This window comes from Pseudomonas oryzihabitans (assembly GCF_006384975.1).
Lineage (GTDB): Bacteria > Pseudomonadota > Gammaproteobacteria > Pseudomonadales > Pseudomonadaceae > Chryseomonas > Chryseomonas psychrotolerans_B.
Map to the genome: position 1 here is coordinate 2,682,569 of NZ_CP021645.1, position 15,603 is coordinate 2,698,171.

The 15,603-nt window shown below is 65.9% G+C and carries 16 protein-coding genes; 8 read left to right on the forward strand and 8 right to left on the reverse strand.

Annotation, left to right across the window (positions count from 1 at the left end):
• Positions 1-160 precede the first annotated feature (160 nt).
• Entirely contained in the window at positions 161-1,111 is a 951-nt protein-coding gene (locus CCZ28_RS11950) for a cation diffusion facilitator family transporter (RefSeq protein ID WP_140218276.1), read from the forward strand.
• A 139-nt stretch (positions 1,112-1,250) separates the two neighbouring features.
• Here the strand turns inward: CCZ28_RS11950 and CCZ28_RS11955 are convergent, their stop codons facing one another.
• The gene (locus tag CCZ28_RS11955) at positions 1,251-1,799 is read right to left on the reverse strand and encodes a cytochrome b/b6 domain-containing protein (protein ID WP_140218278.1); all 549 of its coding nucleotides are present in this window, start codon (positions 1,797-1,799) and stop codon (positions 1,251-1,253) included.
• Positions 1,799-2,065 (reverse strand): PepSY domain-containing protein, encoded by a 267-nt coding sequence (locus CCZ28_RS11960; protein ID WP_140218280.1) that lies wholly within the window; start codon positions 2,063-2,065, stop codon positions 1,799-1,801. Before CCZ28_RS11960 ends, CCZ28_RS11955 begins: the two co-directional genes overlap by 1 nt.
• Positions 2,066-2,215: 150 nt before the next feature.
• Here CCZ28_RS11960 and CCZ28_RS11965 point away from each other — a divergent pair, with 150 nt between their 5' ends.
• A complete protein-coding gene (locus CCZ28_RS11965; RefSeq protein WP_140218282.1) occupies positions 2,216-2,881 on the forward strand; it encodes a response regulator in 666 nt (221 codons plus the stop codon).
• The gene (locus CCZ28_RS11970) at positions 2,878-4,239 is read left to right on the forward strand and encodes an ATP-binding protein (RefSeq protein ID WP_140218284.1); all 1,362 of its coding nucleotides are present in this window, start codon (positions 2,878-2,880) and stop codon (positions 4,237-4,239) included. The genes CCZ28_RS11965 and CCZ28_RS11970 overlap by 4 nt, the downstream gene beginning before the upstream one ends.
• Here the strand turns inward: CCZ28_RS11970 and CCZ28_RS11975 are convergent.
• Positions 4,236-5,450 carry an MFS transporter gene (locus CCZ28_RS11975; protein ID WP_240795151.1) on the reverse strand — a complete coding sequence of 405 codons (1,215 nt, stop codon included), beginning with the start codon at positions 5,448-5,450 and terminating at the stop codon, positions 4,236-4,238. The two genes, CCZ28_RS11970 and CCZ28_RS11975, sit on opposite strands and share 4 nt — an antisense overlap.
• A gap of 78 nt (positions 5,451-5,528) precedes the next feature.
• Between CCZ28_RS11975 and CCZ28_RS11980 the strand changes: the two genes are divergently transcribed.
• A complete protein-coding gene (locus CCZ28_RS11980; protein WP_205894571.1) occupies positions 5,529-6,020 on the forward strand; it encodes a MarR family winged helix-turn-helix transcriptional regulator in 492 nt (163 codons plus the stop codon).
• A 49-nt stretch (positions 6,021-6,069) separates the two neighbouring features.
• Here CCZ28_RS11980 and CCZ28_RS11985 read toward each other — a convergent pair whose 3' ends face one another.
• Positions 6,070-7,431, reverse strand: a complete 1,362-nt coding sequence (locus CCZ28_RS11985) for an MFS transporter (RefSeq protein ID WP_140218286.1) — start codon at positions 7,429-7,431, stop codon at positions 6,070-6,072.
• Between the two features lie 317 nt (positions 7,432-7,748).
• Between CCZ28_RS11985 and CCZ28_RS11990 the strand changes: the two genes are divergently transcribed.
• On the forward strand, positions 7,749-9,851 hold the full coding sequence (locus tag CCZ28_RS11990) for an ATP-binding protein (RefSeq protein WP_140218288.1): 2,103 nt from the start codon (positions 7,749-7,751) through the stop codon (positions 9,849-9,851).
• A 353-nt stretch (positions 9,852-10,204) separates the two neighbouring features.
• Positions 10,205-10,501 (forward strand): hypothetical protein, encoded by a 297-nt coding sequence (locus CCZ28_RS11995; protein ID WP_140218290.1) that lies wholly within the window; start codon positions 10,205-10,207, stop codon positions 10,499-10,501.
• Positions 10,502-10,513: 12 nt separating this feature from the next.
• Here CCZ28_RS11995 and CCZ28_RS12000 read toward each other — a convergent pair whose 3' ends face one another.
• From CCZ28_RS12000 to CCZ28_RS12010, 4 genes are all read right to left on the reverse strand, one after another.
• Positions 10,514-11,299 carry an aldolase gene (locus CCZ28_RS12000; RefSeq protein WP_140218292.1) on the reverse strand — a complete coding sequence of 262 codons (786 nt, stop codon included), beginning with the start codon at positions 11,297-11,299 and terminating at the stop codon, positions 10,514-10,516.
• 131 nt (positions 11,300-11,430) lie between these two features.
• Entirely contained in the window at positions 11,431-12,261 is an 831-nt protein-coding gene (locus CCZ28_RS12005; protein ID WP_140218294.1) for a PhzF family phenazine biosynthesis protein, read from the reverse strand.
• Positions 12,262-12,759: 498 nt separating this feature from the next.
• Positions 12,760-12,897, reverse strand: a complete 138-nt coding sequence (locus tag CCZ28_RS24445; protein ID WP_167509234.1) for a hypothetical protein — start codon at positions 12,895-12,897, stop codon at positions 12,760-12,762.
• Between the two features lie 60 nt (positions 12,898-12,957).
• Positions 12,958-13,521, reverse strand: coding sequence for a TetR/AcrR family transcriptional regulator (locus CCZ28_RS12010; RefSeq protein WP_140218296.1), 564 nt, complete (start codon positions 13,519-13,521; stop codon positions 12,958-12,960).
• Positions 13,522-13,594: 73 nt separating this feature from the next.
• Between CCZ28_RS12010 and CCZ28_RS12015 the strand changes: the two genes are divergently transcribed.
• A complete protein-coding gene (locus CCZ28_RS12015) occupies positions 13,595-14,467 on the forward strand; it encodes an alpha/beta hydrolase family protein (RefSeq protein WP_140218298.1) in 873 nt (290 codons plus the stop codon).
• 368 nt (positions 14,468-14,835) lie between these two features.
• On the forward strand, positions 14,836-15,570 hold the full coding sequence (locus CCZ28_RS12020; RefSeq protein ID WP_140218300.1) for a hypothetical protein: 735 nt from the start codon (positions 14,836-14,838) through the stop codon (positions 15,568-15,570).
• Positions 15,571-15,603 lie beyond the last annotated feature (33 nt).

Here is a 15,603-nt window from a genome sequence, read left to right on the forward strand (position 1 = left end):
TGAACCTTAATGGAGTCTTAGTGGCTAATCTGCAGTTACAGATGACTGCCTGGGCTGCAGCCGTGAAAGTCCCTTTACCCTGAAGTAACTACAGACTTCAGAATGATCACCAGAGCGGCGTAACACCCGCTTCTTCCTTTATCGACGAGAGACCCTAGCGATGAGTGGCTCCGCCCATAACCATCATCACGATCACGATCATCAGCATGGCCACGGACACGACCATGGCCATTCCCATGCCCCGCGGGTAACGGCAGACAACGAGCGCAAGCTCAAGCTGGTGTTCGGTCTGACCCTGGTGTACGCCATCGTCCAGGCCCTCGGCGGCTGGTGGGCCGGTTCGTTGGCGCTGATCGCCGATTCCGGCCACATGGTCTCGGATGCGGCGGCGCTGCTGTTGGCGCTGGTGGCCTATCGCGTCGCCGCCAAGGCGGCCAATGCCCGCTTCACCTACGGCTTCCACCGGGTGCGGATCCTGGCGGCGCTGACCAACGGGATCGCCCTGCTCCTGCTGGTGCTATGGATCGGCTGGGAGGCGATCACGCGGCTGCGCGAGCCCACCGAGGTGCTGTCGGGCCCCATGCTGGTGGTGGCGGTGATCGGCCTGCTGGTCAATGTCGTCGGCTTCCTGGTGCTCAACGGCGGGCACAAGGATGACAGCAACCTGCGTGGCGCCCTGCTGCACGTGGCCGGCGATCTGCTGGGCTCGGTGGGCGCCATCCTCGCCGCCCTGGGCATCCTCTGGACCGGCTGGAATTGGCTCGATCCGGCGCTATCGCTGCTGGTCGCCCTGCTGATCGTCAAATCGGCCTGGAGCCTGGTGCGCGATGCCGCCGCAGTGCTCCTCCAGGCCGCGCCGCGGGAATTCGACACGGCCGGCGCCACGGCGGCGGTCCGCGCCCTGCCGGAGGTGGCCGAGGTGGGCCATCTGCACGTCTGGACGCTGACCGACGAAACCCGTATCGCCACCCTGCACATCACTCCGGCGCCGGGCAGCGATCCGTTGCGGCTGCCGACGCTGGTGGGCGACTTGCTGCGCAGCCAGCATGGCCTGCAACACGTGACGGTCCAGGTGGACCCACCGGGCACCCTCGACGCGCACTGCGCCTAGGCTTTGTCTAAAAAGTGCCTGCGCTCGGCCATGCTGCGTTAAAAATCCGTTCGGAATGCTCATTTACCACTCGTAAACTCCGCTTCCTCACGAATTTTTGCCTTGCCTGGCCTTCGCTCGGCGACTTTTCAGACAAGCCCTAATCGGGCGTGGATCGGTCGTCGAGCGGGCGGCGGCGACCGGTCAGCATCGACAAAGGCAGGTTGTCGCGTACCCCCAGGCTTTCCACCACCGCTGCTACGGCATGCAGGCAGACCAGTGCGAGCAGGGCGTTGGCGAACAGGGCATGCAGATCCTCCGGCCAGTCGGCGCCCCAGAGCGCATCCACCTCGGTCATCAGGAAGCCGGTCAGGCAGAGCGAGCCGATGGCGGCCATCATCAGTAGCATCACCAGGGCGCCCAGCGGCGAATGGCCGAGGCGATGATAGGGGCGCCTCTGCCAGAGAGCGGACAGATGGGCCTTGAGCCGGGCGGGGGTCGGCCAGAAATCGCTCCAGCGCGCGCTACGCGGACCGACGAAACCCCACACCAGCCGCACCACCAGCCAGGCACTGGCGTAGTAGCCGATCCAGCGATGCCAGAAGGCACCCTTCTCGTTGAAGAAGTAGTTGGCGAAGAAGGCGGCGGCGACCGACAGATGGAACAGCCGCACCAGGGGGTCCCAGAGCCGTACGGTCGCCGCGCTCATCAGCCCTCGACCTCGGTCTTGACCGCCTTGCCGCTCACCGGATCGTGATAGATCTCGACCTTGCGCTTGTCCTTGTCGAAGCCGTAGATCTCGTAGCAGTTACCCTTGGTGATCTTGAACTTCTTGATCTCGTAGCCCTGCTCGCGCAGCTTGGCCTGGAATTGATCGGCGTTCTGCCAGGTCGACTTGTCCGCTTGGGTGCATTGGGGCTCGGCGGCTAGGGCCAGGGGACTTACGAACAGCAGCGGAAGCAGCAGACGGCGCATGGTGGCACTCCTCTTGTTGGGAAGCCCAGGCTCGGCGCCGAACCTTAATGCAATCTTAGTATGAAATATTCAGTAACGTTTGCCACGGACTGCCTCATCCGCGCTACGGCGATGATCACCAGCTACCTCTAGAGCGAAAGGAGACAGGCCGTGCGGGTACTCCTGGTGGAAGACGATGCCGCCCTGGCCCAGGGCATCCGCATGGCCCTGCGCGGCGAGGGCTACACCCTGGACTGGGTGGCCGACGGCCTGGCCGCCGAGCATGCCCTGGGCTGCGAGCGCTTCGACCTGGTGCTGCTGGATCTGGGCCTGCCCCGCCTGGACGGCCTCGACCTGTTGCGCCGCCTGCGCAGCCAGCCCGAGGGCAACGTGCCGGTGCTGGTGCTCACCTCGCGCGATGCCAAGGCCGACCGCATCCAGGGCCTGGATGCCGGCGCCGACGACTACCTGGTCAAACCCTGCGACCTGGACGAACTCAAGGCGCGCATCCGTGCCCTGGTCCGTCGCAGCTGCGGCCGCGCGCAACCGCTGCTGGAGCATGCCGGGGTCAGCCTCGACCCGGCCAGCCAGGCGGTCCGCTACCGGGGCGCCGAGGTGGTCATGACCCCCATGGAATACCAGTTGCTGCACCAGTTGCTCTTGCGCCCCGGCGCCGTCATCACCCGCGAGCGGCTGAGCAATGCTCTCTACGGCTGGCAGGAGGCGGCGTCGGGCAACACCCTGGAAGTCCTCATCCACAACCTGCGCAAGAAACTCGACAGCAGCCTCATCCGCACCGTCCGCGGCGTGGGCTATCTCCTGGAGCGCCAAGCATGATCGCCATCCGCACCCGCATCCTCGCCCCTACCCTGGCACTGGTGATGGCCGGCAGCCTGGCCCTGGCCCTGCTGGCCCTGCGCGATAGCCATCGCGAGATCGAAGACATCTACGACGCCCAGTTGGTACAGGGCGCCCGCCTGTTGGAGAGCCTGCTGCAGACGGGCGTCCCGACGGCGGCTACCTGGACCATGCTGGCGGGGGTCTTCGACCGTGCCATGCAGCCCGGTGCCAATGGCGTCGCGGCGCATCCCTATGAGAACCAGCTGACCTTCCAGATCTGGACCGCCGACGGCCAACTGCTGGCCCGCTCGGGCAACGCGCCCCGCTTGGCGGAAGTACCACCCGAGGGGCTGCACGACGTCTTCGTGAACGGCCACGAATGGTGCGGGGTGCTGGTGCGGATGGCCGACAGCGGCCTGCGCATCTGGGTCGGCGAGCGCGATGACCTGCGTCAGGACCTCATCCAGCGCATCGTCAGCCATACCCTCTGGCCGACCCTGGTGGGGCTGCCCTTGCTGGTAGGCATCCTCTGGCTGCTGCTGGGTTGGGGGCTGCGACCCTTGCAGGACTTCGCCCGCGGCCTGCGCGAGCGTGACCAGCACAGCCTGGCGCCCTTGCCGAGCGGCCCGCTGCCGCCGGAGCTGCAACCCATGCACAGCGCCCTGGATCACCTGCTGGCCCAGTTGCGCGCCCTGCTCGACCGCGAGCGGCGCTTCATCGCCGACGCCGCCCACGAGTTGCGTACGCCCCTGGCGATCCTCGATCTGCATGCGCAGAACGCCCAGCGCGCCCAGACGCCCGAAGAGCGCGACGAAGCCCTCGGCTACCTGCGCCAGGGCGTCAGTCGCGCCACCCGCCTGGCCAGCCAGTTGCTCACCCTGGCGCGACTGGAACCCGGTGCCACCCAGGTCCAGCCGCTGGAGCTGGAGCCGCTGGTGCGCGAAGAACTGGCGGAACTCACGCCCCTGGCGCTGGAGCGGCAGGTCGAATTGGTGCTGGCGGCCCAGCCGGGACAACCGGTGCTGGGCGACCCGGATGCCATCGCCATCGCCCTGCAGAATCTGGTCACCAACGCCCTGGCCTTCGCCCCCGCCGGCAGTGCAGTGGAGGTGGGCATCGAACCGGGCCAGGACGACGGCGTGTTGCTGCGGGTGGAAGATCGCGGCCCCGGGGTGGACGAAGCCGAACTGGCGCGGCTGTGCGATCGCTTCTACAGCGCCGGCAACCCCCAGGGTGCCGGTCTGGGTCTGGCCATCGTCGAGACCATCACCCGCCGCCTGGGCGGCGCCCTGAGTTTCAGCAACAGAGCTCGGGGCGGCTTCTGCGTAGAATTGCGCCTGCCGCGCGCGGCCTAGGCCTCGTGGCAGGGCGCAAGCCCAACGACCCGCTCGGTCCGGGTCAGATGCAACCCCAGCCCCATCAGCAGCACCACGCCCACCGCCATCAGCAGCCAGGCGTTGGCCAGGCTGTCCAACTGGTCGCGCAGGATGCCGGCGGCCAGCGGCGCCAGGCTGGCGATCAGATAGCCGCCACCCTGGACGAAACCGAGCAAGGCGCCCGCCTCGCCTGGATCGCGCACCTGGTCCATCGCCAGGATCAGCGACAGCGGGAACAAGGTGCCGATACCCAGGCCGAGCAGGAGGGCGATGGGGAGCGCCAACCGCAGCGGGACCAGCGCCAGGCCCAGCAGCCCCACCAGCACCACGCCGAGCACGCCCAGCACCAAAGGACGGCGATTGCGCAGCCGGGCGATGGTCGCCGAGAGCAAGAGGCCGGCGCTGACTTCGGCGAGACTCAGGCCGCCCAGCAGCAGGCCGCTGTCGACCGGTTGCCAGCCGAGGCCGGTGTAGTACGGCGGCAGCCAGGCCAGTACCAGGGTGTAGGCGGAGGTGCCGATGCCGAAGAACGCCAGCAGCACCCAGGCCTGCCGTGAACGCCACGGCTGGGCGCGGGGAACCGCGGTGGATACCGGCGCATCGGGGCGCGCCAGGGCCAGCCAGGTCACCAGCGCCAACAGCACCGGCAGGGTCCAGAGCGCCAGGCCTGGAGCCCAACCCAACCGTTCGGCCAGGGGCGCCGCGGTGGCGGCGGCCAGGGCGGCGCCACCCATGATGCCGGTGGTGTAGAGCCCCATCAGGGTGCTGGTGCGCTGTGGATAACAACGGCGGATATAGGCCGGGATCAGCGCCTGCACCAGGGCGATGCCGACCCCGCCCAGGCCGGCGGTGAGGATCAGCCCCAGCCCGCTCGGCTCGTCCCAACGCACGGCATTGGCCAACGCCAGCAGCAACAGGCCCAGGGCGATGCCACGGCGCTCGCCGAGCCAGGCCTGCAACCGGGCCCCACCCAGGGCACAGAGGCCCATGGCGGCGATGGGCAGGGTGGTGAGCGCGCCGGCGGCGCTGCCGTCCAGTCCGGTTGCCACCTGGATGCCATCCAGCAGCGGACCGATGGCGGCCAGGATCGGCCGCAGGTTGAGGCCGACCAAGAGCACCAGCAGCACGGCCAGGCAGGCATCCTGCCGTGGCGAAGCAACGGACGGGGATGATGGTGACGCGGAAAGCATGGACAATCTCCGGAATGACGCGATATTTCTCTTGATGAGAAGTATCTTAACATCAAGATACATGATCGAGGTAACGCTATGGCCGATCGCGCCGCATTCGCCGTGGACCAATGGCGCCGCGAACGTCCCGATCTGGACGCCCTGCCCATGCGCCTGGTGGGACGTCTCGGCGAGGTCGCCCAGGTGCTCAGTCGCGACGTCCTGCAGCCCTTCTTCGACGAGCACCGGCTGCACTATGGCGAATTCGATGTGCTGGCCACCTTGAGACGTGCCGGCGCGCCCTATGCGCTGAGTCCGACGGTGCTCTACGAATCGGCCATGATCTCCTCGGGCGGCATGACCAATCGCCTCGACCGCCTGGAGCGCGCCGGCCTGATCAAGCGCCAGAAGAATCCCGGGGATCGCCGCAGCACCCTGGTCGCCCTCACCCACTCAGGCTTCGAACTCATCGATGGCCTGATGAGCGCCCACGTGGACAACGAGCGCCGCGCCCTGGCTACCCTCAGCGCGGACGAGCAGCAACAGCTGGATGCCCTGTTGGGTAAGTGGTTGGCCGCGCGTACGGAATGAAAAAAGCCGCGTGGCAGCACCACGCGGCTTTGCGGTCAGCGGCTGCGCCTCAACCCGCCGAGATACGCTCCAGCGGCACCGGCTTGAGACGCGGCGTGAGGACGTGGATGACCAGGATGGCCACCAGATAGGCGCTGCCGGCCACGATGAAGATCGGCTGGTAGGACTTGAATATCTCCAGGATGTAGCCGTTGTAGGTGGTCATCAGCATGCCGCCGATGGCGCCGGCGGTTCCGCCGATACCGATCACCGAGGCCACGGCTTCCTTGGGGAAGAGATCCGACGGCAGGGTCATCAGGTTGGCCGACCAGGCCTGGTGCGCCGCCGCGGCCAGGCCGATGATGCCCACCACCAGCCAGAGGCTGGAAACGAACTGGGCGGTGACGATGGGCACGACCGCCAGGGCGCAGAGCAGCATGGTGGTCTTGCGCGCCAGGTTGGCGTTGCGGCCGAGCTTCATCTGCTTGGAGGAACCCCAGCCGCCCAGCACCGAACCGATGTCGGCCAGGATATAGATGGCGATCAGCGGTGGGCCGAAGGACTTCAGGTTCAGGCCGTAGGTCTTGCCGAGGAAGTCCGGCAGCCAGAACAGGTACAGCCACCAGATCGGATCGGTGAGGAACTTGCCGGCGGCGTAGGCCCAGGTCTCGCGGAAGGTCAGCAGCTTGAACCAGGAGATCTTCACCGCGGTAGCCGGCTTGGCCGATACCGGCGAGCCATCGTCGGACTGGATATAGGCCAGCTCTTCACGGCTCACCTTGGGGTGCTCGTGGGGGCGGCGATAGAGCAGCAGCCAGGCGACCAGCCACAGCGCGGTGACGATGCCGATGGAGATGAAGGCCGCGCGCCAGCCCCAGGCCAGGGTGATGGCCGGTACCAGCAAAGGTGTGATGATAGGCCCCATGGCGGTACCGGCGTTGAAGATGCCGGTGGCCTGGGCGCGCTCCTTCTGCGGAAACCATTCCGACACCGCCTTCAGGCTTGCCGGAAAGCTGCCGGACTCGCCGAAGCCGAGGGTGAAGCGAACCAGCACGAAATGGGTAACGGTATGGGCGATGCCGTGGCCGATGCTGGCGATGGTCCAGATGGTGAAGGCCAGGGCATAGCCGATGCGTACCCCCACCTTGTCGATGATCCGCCCGAAGGTGAGGAAGCCAATGGCATAGGCGCACTGGAACCAGAACACGATCTTGGCGTAGTCGGTCTCCGACCAGCCTAGGTCCGTCTGCAGCGTGGGCTTGAGGATGCCGATCATCTGGCGGTCGATGTAGTTGATGCCGATGGCGATGAACAGCAGCGCGCAAATCAGCCAGCGATAGCGGGTGAAGCGTGAGGCCTGTTGGGTGGTGGCGACGGGCGGGACCTGCGATCGCGGGGCGGATTCCGACCCGGGGGTGACCTGGATAGTCATCGAATAGGCTTCCTGACTTGTTGTTATGGCCGGCGTGAACCGGGGTCGTTGGAAAGCTGTTACCGGATATTCATATGACATCGTATGAGTTGTCTGAACAGCTGTCAATCCACCGAAAGCAAAGAGGTATGACCTCTCGCAGCACCCCAGAACCGCTTCTTGAGCCCAAGCATGCAGCCCGGTCGACTCGTCATTTTTGAGATCTAAAATGGCGAAAAGCCGCTTCCGTGACCTGTCTGGCACTTTTTCGTTTCAAGACGTCTAATGCGATTCCTGAAGCGAAGCCGTCGCCTCAACTTGCCCATCCCGAGCCCCCTGTGTCCTCAGCAGACATCCCCGCCCTGATGGCGCGTATCGCGCAGCTGGAACAGAGCAACCGCCAGCTGCAACAGCAGCTCGACGCCCGCGATGCGCCGGTGGAAGGCACGGCCACCCTGGCCAGCGAGCGCTACCAGTTCCTGTTCAACGCCATGGACGAGGGCTTCTGCATCATCGAATTCCTCGACGGCCCCCATGGACCGCTGAGCGACTACCTCCATGTCGAGGCCAATCCGGCCTATGCCGCCCATGCCGGTATCCCCAACATCGTGGGCAAGAAGCTACGCGACGTGGTCGGCGACGAGGCCCAGGCCTGGCTCGACCGTTACGGCCAGGTGCTGCGCACCGGTGAATCCATCCGCTTCGAGCAGGAACTGGTGGCCACCGGGCGCTACCTGGAGCTGACCGCCTTTCGCATCGAACCGGCCAGTCGGCGCCAGGTTGCCGTGTTGTTCCAGGACATCACCGCGCGCAAGCGCGCCGAACTGGCCTTGCGTCAGCTCAACGAAACCCTCGAAGAGCGGGTGCAGGCCGCGCTGGCCGCCAACCGCATCCTGGCGAACGTGGTGGATGGTGCCGATGCGATGATCCATGTGCTGGATTTCGATTTCCGTTGGCTGGCGTTCAATGGCTCAGGGGCCGACCTCTTCGCCCAGGTGTTCGACGTTCGACCGCGGATCGGCGCTTCCTACCTCGCCGCCCTGGACAGCCAACCGCAGATACGTGAGCGCCTGAGCGCGCAGTGGCAGCGGGCCTTCGCCGGCGAAGCCTTCAGCGAGATCGTCTCGGTGGGCGAAGCTCCGATCCAGCGTCACTACGAACTACAATTCAACGCCCTGCTCGACGCCGAGGGGCGGCGCATCGGCGCCTACCAGTTCGCCTACGACGTGACCGAGCGCCTCAACGAGCAAGAGCGCATCCGGCTCATGGAAGAAGCCCTGCGGCAATCGCAGAAGATGGAAGCCGTCGGCCAGCTCACCGGAGGCATCGCCCACGACTTCAACAACCTGCTGACCGGCATCCTCGGCTCCTTGGAGATGCTCGAACTGCGTCTGCGCCAGGGTCGCCTGCAGGACCTGGATCGCTACACCGGCACCGCCCGCAGCGCCGCCCAGCGCGCCGCCGCCCTGACCCACCGGCTGCTGGCCTTCTCCCGTCGGCAGACCCTCGATCCGCAACCGGTGGCGCTGGAACAACTGGTGGTCGGGCTCGAAGATCTCATCCAGCGCAGCATAGGACCGCAAATCATCCTAGAGCACGAGGCCGATCCGCAGCTCTGGCTGACCCACATCGACGCCTCGCAGCTGGAAAACGCCCTGCTCAACCTCTGCCTCAATGCCCGCGACGCCATGCCCGAGGGCGGACGCATCCGCATCGTCCTGGCCAACGAGGCCCTCGACGCAGCCCACGCCCAGCAGTGCGCCTTGGGCGCGGGCGACTACGTCCGCCTGAGCGTGGGGGATACCGGCAGCGGCATGAGCGAAGAGGTGCTCGAGCGGGTGTTCGATCCCTTCTTCACCACCAAGCCCTTGGGCCAGGGTACGGGCCTGGGCCTGTCCATGGTGCACGGCTTCGTGCTGCAATCCGGCGGCGGGATTCGTATCGAATCTGCGCCCGGTCAGGGCACCAGGGTCCACCTCTATCTGCCGCGCCATTACCTCGCGAGCATCGCCCATCCGCCGGTCTATCCCGAGCTGGAACCCAATCTGCGGGGCCAGGGCGAGACCATCCTCGTGGTCGACGACGAACCCACCATCCGCGCCCTGGTGGTCGAGGTCATGACCGCCCAGGGCTATCGGGTGCTGGAAGCGGCCGATGGCGCCACGGCCCTGAGCCTGCTACAGGCCGATACCCCGCTGGACCTGTTGGTCACCGATGTCGGCCTGCCCGGCCCCCTCAACGGTCGCCAGTTGGCCGATGCCTTGCGCAGCGGGCGGCCCAAGCTGCCAGTGCTGTTCATCACCGGTTATGCCGAAAGCAACGTCATCGGTGACGGCGACCTCGAAGCGGGCATGCGCGTACTCATCAAACCTTTCGGCCTGGATGCCCTCGAACGCCGCATTCACCTGATGCTCGGAGACCGCCAGGGCGACTCGTCCTGAGGCAACCCAAATGATGGCTTTTTGATATCATCAGGCTTTATTCCTCTCGTCGTGACCGAGCAGCCCATGGACAAGCGCTCCCGGATGCACCTCCTGCTGATCTTCACCGTGATCGCCGGCATGGCCCTGCTGGCGGACCAGATCCGTTAAGGCGGTCGTAAGCAAAGGAGTGGCACTCTGAGTTCCATGCCGCAAGGCATCGTAGAAGCTGACTCTGCGTTTGAGCCCGGGTAGGACCCGGGCTTTTTTTTGCAGAAAGAAAATGCGCAGCAGTCCACGGCTCGCGTTTTTGGCACTCAGGTCCGGCCGGCAGGCTCTGCCATCATGGTTGCATCGTCCAGGAGGGACATCCCATGATCACCAGGCTGCCGTCTGCCACCGCGTCACCGCTCACCTACGACGTCTGCCCGCTAGGGGCTGATAGCCCCTCCCTCTCCATCGACATCCTCCGCCAGGGCTTCCTGGCCCTGGACAATCACCTGCAGCTCGCGGTGGGCCGCGAGATCAAGCACCAGCTGCGCGAGCGCCTGATCGCCGACCTCAATGCCCAGCCGGTCGACACCGCGGTCCTGGCCGTCGAAGCCGAAGAGACGCCCCCGGTGGCAGCCACGCCGCGCCGCGAACGTCAGACGCGCCTGAGCGGCGGCTGACGCTTAACGCCCTTAGTCCAGATAATCCGGCTCCAGCCGCAGCAACTGGCGCTTCACGCTTTCCAGGTGCAACCGGGCGCTCTCGGCGTTGCCCTGCAACATCTGCTGGCAGGCGGCATGGGCGATGGCCGGGGCCACCGGCAGGAGCGGCCGGCCGCTGGCCATGGCCTTGAGCTGCACCTCGGCGGCGCGCTCCAGGTAGTAGAGATCATCCCAGGCCTCGGCGATGCTCGGGCCCAGCACCAGCGGACCGTGATTCTTCAGCATCACCACATCGGCCTCACCCGCCGCCCGGGCGATGCGTTCGCCCTCGGCATAGTCCAGCGCCAGACCGTTGTAGTCTTCGTCCACGCTCAGGCGGTCATAGAACTTCAGCGCCGTCTGCCCGGCCCAGACGAAGGACTCGCCCTCCAGCAGGCACAGCGCCGTGGCATTGGGCATATGGGTATGGAAAGCCGCCCGCGCGCGTGGATTGAGCCGGTGCAACTGGGCATGGATATAGAAGGCGGTGGCCTCGGGAGCGCCCTCGCCGGCCACCACGCCACCTTCGAAATCACAGATCAGCAGCGACGAGGCCGTCACCTCGGCGAAGGCCAGGCCGTAGGGATTGACCAGGAAGAGATCGTCATGCCCCGGCACCACGAAGGAAAAGTGATTGCAGATCCCCTCGCCCAGGCCGAGCCGGGCGGCCATGCGAAAGCAGGCGGCCAGGTCGATGCGTGCCTGGCGGATGGCGGGGGTATCCAGATCGCGCTGTGTGGTGACGGTGCGGGCGGTGCTATCGAAGGCGTGGGCCATGGGTAACTCCTGGGAAAGAGGCCAGAGTGCTGCATAAAGGATGCCTAAAGGAGCCAGGTGGTTGTGCACCTGTCCTCGTCGCCAACCCAGCCGCATAGCGTAGCGCTGAGTACGCTCCACGCCACCTGAGGTTAGAGTGCCAGCGTACCGCGGATGCAATCCTGCACCGCACCACCCACCCAGATACGGCCGTCGATCCGGGCCACCCGCACTCGGCCACGGCGGCCCAGGGCAGTGCCCTGGCTGGCCAGGTAGCGCTCCGGCGCCAGCCCCGCCGGGATCAGCCACTGCGCCAGGCTGGCGTTGAGGCTGCCGGTGACCGGGTCCTCGGCGAATTCCTCGCCCATCAGGGCGCGCACCTCGAATTGCGCCTCGGCCTCCGGGCCGGTCCAGGGCGCCACCAGGCCTACATTCAGTCCTTCCAGGGCGCTGTAGTCCGGGCGGATCGCCAGCAACTCCTCACGACTCTCCAGCAGCACCGCCACCCAGCCGGGACCATTGTCGGCCCACTGGCTGGCCTGGATACGCTCAGGTGCCAGCCCCGTCCCGCGGGCGATACGCGCCAGCACCTCGGGCTCCACCGGTCCGCCACGCAGCAAGGGCGGCGCGGCGAAGGCCAATTCCTCTCCGGCCGCGCGAATCGGCACCAGCCCGGCGCCACACTCCTGGATCACCTCGCCACCCCGTGGCCGCCCACCTTCGCGCAGCCAAACATGGCAACTGCCCAGGGTCGGATGGCCCGCGAAAGGCAGTTCGCGCACTGGGGTGAAGATGCGCACCCGATAATCCGCCGCCGGATCGGTCGGTTGGAGCAGAAAGGTGGTCTCCGACAGATTGGTCCAACGAGCCAGCGCCGCCATCTGCTCGGTAGAGAGATGGTCGGCACCGCAGACCACCGCCAGGGCATTGCCCTCTAGGGGGCGTTGGGCGAAGACATCGACCTGATGAAAAGCGAGAGACATGGCAGCGGACTCCTAGGGACAAGGATCCGATTGTCCGCAGCCAACAGAGCAACGCGCCAGCTACAGCCAGGCGACTAGGCAGCCGTACAGAAGTCTTTTTGCTTACAGATAGGCATAACTGTTATGCCAGCGCCCTCACCCCAACCCTCTTCCCCTGGGAGAGGGGGCTGGATCGGTGCGCGCGGAAACACCATGCCCTCCACCGGCACGTAGGTTGGCGCTGAGCGCAGCGAAGCCCAACAGCAAACCTCGAACACCACCCCTCACCCCAGAAGAAGGCGCTGGATCGGCGCGAGCGGAAACGCCCCGCCCGCCACTAACACCGTAGGTTGGCGCTGAGCGCAGCGAAGCCCAACAACCAACCTCGAACACCACGCCCTCACCCCAACCCTCTCCCCCTGGGAGAGGGGGCTGGATCGGCGCGAGTGGAAATGCCGCGCCCGCCACCAACACCGTAGGTTGGCGCTGAGCGCAGCGAAGCCCAACACCCCAACCCCACTACCGCTTCGGACTCAAGGGACTGTCGTCCTGGTCCTCACGCTCTTCGGTGGTAGTGGTATCGGCCGAATCCGGCACGTCGCCGTATTCGTCGTAATCGTGTGGGGTCTGCTGGTCGTTGGCGGGTTCGCGGCTCATAGGGTACTCCGGTGCAAGGGACGCCCTTGGTGGAGTCCCCACATCGCGGCGGCGTTCCCGTCAGACCAGCGCCACCAGACGTTCGGCCACCCGGTCGAAGGGTTCGATGCTGCGCTGGGCACGGCATAGCGGGATCACGCCCTGCGCCGCTGCCACCAGCAGGGTCGCAAGGCCGGTGGCCGCCTCGGCCGAGTGGCCGTGCTCCACCAGCGCCCTCTGCAAAAGCGCCTCCCAGCGGCGATAGATGCCCGCTGCCGCGTCCAGCTCGCGCTGGGCGATCTCGTCCACCGGTTCTTCCACCGCCACCGCCATCACCGGGCAGCCGACGCGGAAATCCGAGTCCAACAGGATGTCGCGCCACAGCCGCAGGAAGCCCTGGATACCTGCCAGCGTCCCGACCTGTAGTTGCTGCTCCAGGTCACGGCTGACCCGCGCCCCGGCCAGTTCCACCGCCTCCACCACCAGTTGGTGCCTGCCACCGGGAAAGTGATGATAGGTGGACCCCAGCGGCGCCTCGGCGCGTTTGATGGTCTCGCGGATGCTGGTGGCATTGAGGCCGTGCTGCGCCAGCATGGCCGAAGCCGCCACCACTACCCGTTCCCGCACCGTCGACTGCTCGGTCATCCATTCTCCTTGCTATGACAGCTGTCATAACCTACCGTCCAGGCATTATAACAACTGTCATAGGGGCCACCCCATGCCCAGCGACGCGCTCGATCAAGAGCTGATCACGGCCGATGGCTATCGCCTGGGCACCCGGCGCTTTCCTGCCCAGGGCCCACTCCAAGGCCGGCTGATCGTCGCCGGCGCCACCGCCGTGCCCCAGGGCTTCTACCGCCGCTTCGCCCAGCACGCCGCCGCCCGCGGCTTCGAGACCCTGACCCTGGACTACCGCGGCGTCGGCCGCTCGGCGCCGGCCTCGCTCAAGGGCTTTCGCATGGACCTGTTGGACTGGGCGCGCCAGGACCTCGCCGCCGCCGTGGACGCCATGGCCCAGGGCGACGTCCCGCTCTACCTGGTCGGCCACTCCTATGGCGGTCACGCCTTCGGCCTCTTGCCCAACCACGCCAAGGTGGCCGGCTTCTATGTCTTCGGCACCAGCGCCGGCTGGTACGGCTACATGCCCCCGCTGGAGCGCCTCAAGGTGCTGACCATGTGGAAACTGGTGCTGCCGGTGCTCACCTGGTGGAAAGGCTACTGCCCCTGGAGCGCCCTGGGCCTGGGCGAAGACCTGCCGCGCGACGTCTATCGCCAGTGGCGCCATTGGTGCAGCCTGCCCCACTACTTCTTCGACGACCCGGCCATGCGCGGCATCGAAGTCGGCTTCGCCGCGGTGCGCACCCCCATCGTCGCGGTCAACGCCCTGGACGACCTCTGGGCCACCCCGCAATCACGCGATGCCTTCATGCAGGCCTATCGCAACGCCGACCTGCAACGCGAAGACCTTGACCCCCGCCAGCACGGCGGCGCCATCGGTCACATGGGCTACTTCCGCCCCAGCGCCCAGCTGCTGTGGGATAGAGCGCTGGATTGGTTCACCGCCCTGCCCCGAGCGTCCAGCCCGAGCTGAGTAGCGAAGAGGCGCACAGCGCAGCGCTCAGGACCAGGCCTGGACGGGCCGACATCGCCAGCCCACACAACTTAAAGTCAGCGGATTAAGCCCTGAATGCCGCGACCGCCTGGACGGTCGTGGTGACAGCTCGTCGGCTCTAGTACGAGAGACATGCGCCTTTACCAACGCTCACGCCGTAATGCGAAGCCTCGCCAATCCTGGGTTCGAGCCCTATTTCTCGCAAAATCGTCGGACTTAAATACAGGAAAGGGCTCAATTCCGGCACTTTGCCAGCCTTGACGCTCTTCCGCCTGCCACCTAACGTGAAATCCATCACAAGGATGTGGCCGGAACGACCTCTCGTCCCGGCCCGGCCAGGAGGCCACATGCCCAGCAAAGACCGTCACGGTAAGACCGCTCAAGACTACCGAAGCGCGCTCATCGCCGAACTCGATGCCGTTCCCGACTATCGCCGCCGCAAGCCCCGGCACTCTCCCCTGTTACTGATCTGGCTGCTGGTGCCCGTTGCCCTGCTCTGGCTCAACTGGCCTTGGGTACAGCGTTGGCTGCATCCCGCTCCTCTGGCTGAACAGCCGCTAGACGTTTCAGAAGCCCAAGCCCCTACACCGCCCCCAAGCACTGCCCTCCCCGCACCAGAACCCCGCCAAGCCCTAGCCGCCCCGCAATCCCTGGATGCCTGCCTCAAGCAGAGCAATGTGGTGGATGAAGAAGTACTGCGCTGCCGCTATGGCGCCCTGCCTCGTACTCAGGAGCCCACCACCCCGCCTCAGGGCATGGTCTCTGCGGCTTATCTCGCCCAATACAAGGCGGATCGAGAGCTAGCTCCCGTGCGCACCTCATCCTCGCCTTCCTTTAGGGAAAGCCATTGGGTGCGTGGATGGGACGGTAGTGGCTCCTACTTAGCTACTTGGGATGTGCAAGACAACCGGATTGATTACGGCAGTGTTTGTGGGAATCACCGCAAGGGCTCTATCGAGTATCGGGAGTGTAGGAAGGGGGCGAAGCAGTGGTTCAAGGAAAATTGTGCAAAACTGAAAACCAAAGAGGATTTGAAAAAAATGCGCTATTGCTCTGCGGCAGAAGGATTTGGAGCAATGTAGAAAGAACCTCAACAACATTGAATCAAAAAAAGC

What these genes read in the sequence shown, in the direction of transcription:
- CCZ28_RS11950 (WP_140218276.1), top strand. Translation starts at nt 161, where the DNA reads ATGAGTGGCTCCGCCCATAACCATCATCACGATCACGATCATCAGCAT.
- CCZ28_RS11955 (WP_140218278.1), bottom strand. Translation starts at nt 1,799, where the DNA reads ATGAGCGCGGCGACCGTACGGCTCTGGGACCCCCTGGTGCGGCTGTTC.
- CCZ28_RS11960 (WP_140218280.1), bottom strand. Translation starts at nt 2,065, where the DNA reads ATGCGCCGTCTGCTGCTTCCGCTGCTGTTCGTAAGTCCCCTGGCCCTA.
- CCZ28_RS11970 (WP_140218284.1), top strand. Translation starts at nt 2,878, where the DNA reads ATGATCGCCATCCGCACCCGCATCCTCGCCCCTACCCTGGCACTGGTG.
- CCZ28_RS11975 (WP_240795151.1), bottom strand. Translation starts at nt 5,450, where the DNA reads ATGCTTTCCGCGTCACCATCATCCCCGTCCGTTGCTTCGCCACGGCAG.
- CCZ28_RS11980 (WP_205894571.1), top strand. Translation starts at nt 5,529, where the DNA reads ATGGCCGATCGCGCCGCATTCGCCGTGGACCAATGGCGCCGCGAACGT.
- CCZ28_RS11985 (WP_140218286.1), bottom strand. Translation starts at nt 7,431, where the DNA reads ATGACTATCCAGGTCACCCCCGGGTCGGAATCCGCCCCGCGATCGCAG.
- CCZ28_RS11995 (WP_140218290.1), top strand. Translation starts at nt 10,205, where the DNA reads ATGATCACCAGGCTGCCGTCTGCCACCGCGTCACCGCTCACCTACGAC.
- CCZ28_RS12000 (WP_140218292.1), bottom strand. Translation starts at nt 11,299, where the DNA reads ATGGCCCACGCCTTCGATAGCACCGCCCGCACCGTCACCACACAGCGC.
- CCZ28_RS12005 (WP_140218294.1), bottom strand. Translation starts at nt 12,261, where the DNA reads ATGTCTCTCGCTTTTCATCAGGTCGATGTCTTCGCCCAACGCCCCCTA.
- CCZ28_RS24445 (WP_167509234.1), bottom strand. Translation starts at nt 12,897, where the DNA reads ATGAGCCGCGAACCCGCCAACGACCAGCAGACCCCACACGATTACGAC.
- CCZ28_RS12010 (WP_140218296.1), bottom strand. Translation starts at nt 13,521, where the DNA reads ATGACCGAGCAGTCGACGGTGCGGGAACGGGTAGTGGTGGCGGCTTCG.
- CCZ28_RS12015 (WP_140218298.1), top strand. Translation starts at nt 13,595, where the DNA reads ATGCCCAGCGACGCGCTCGATCAAGAGCTGATCACGGCCGATGGCTAT.
- CCZ28_RS12020 (WP_140218300.1), top strand. Translation starts at nt 14,836, where the DNA reads ATGCCCAGCAAAGACCGTCACGGTAAGACCGCTCAAGACTACCGAAGC.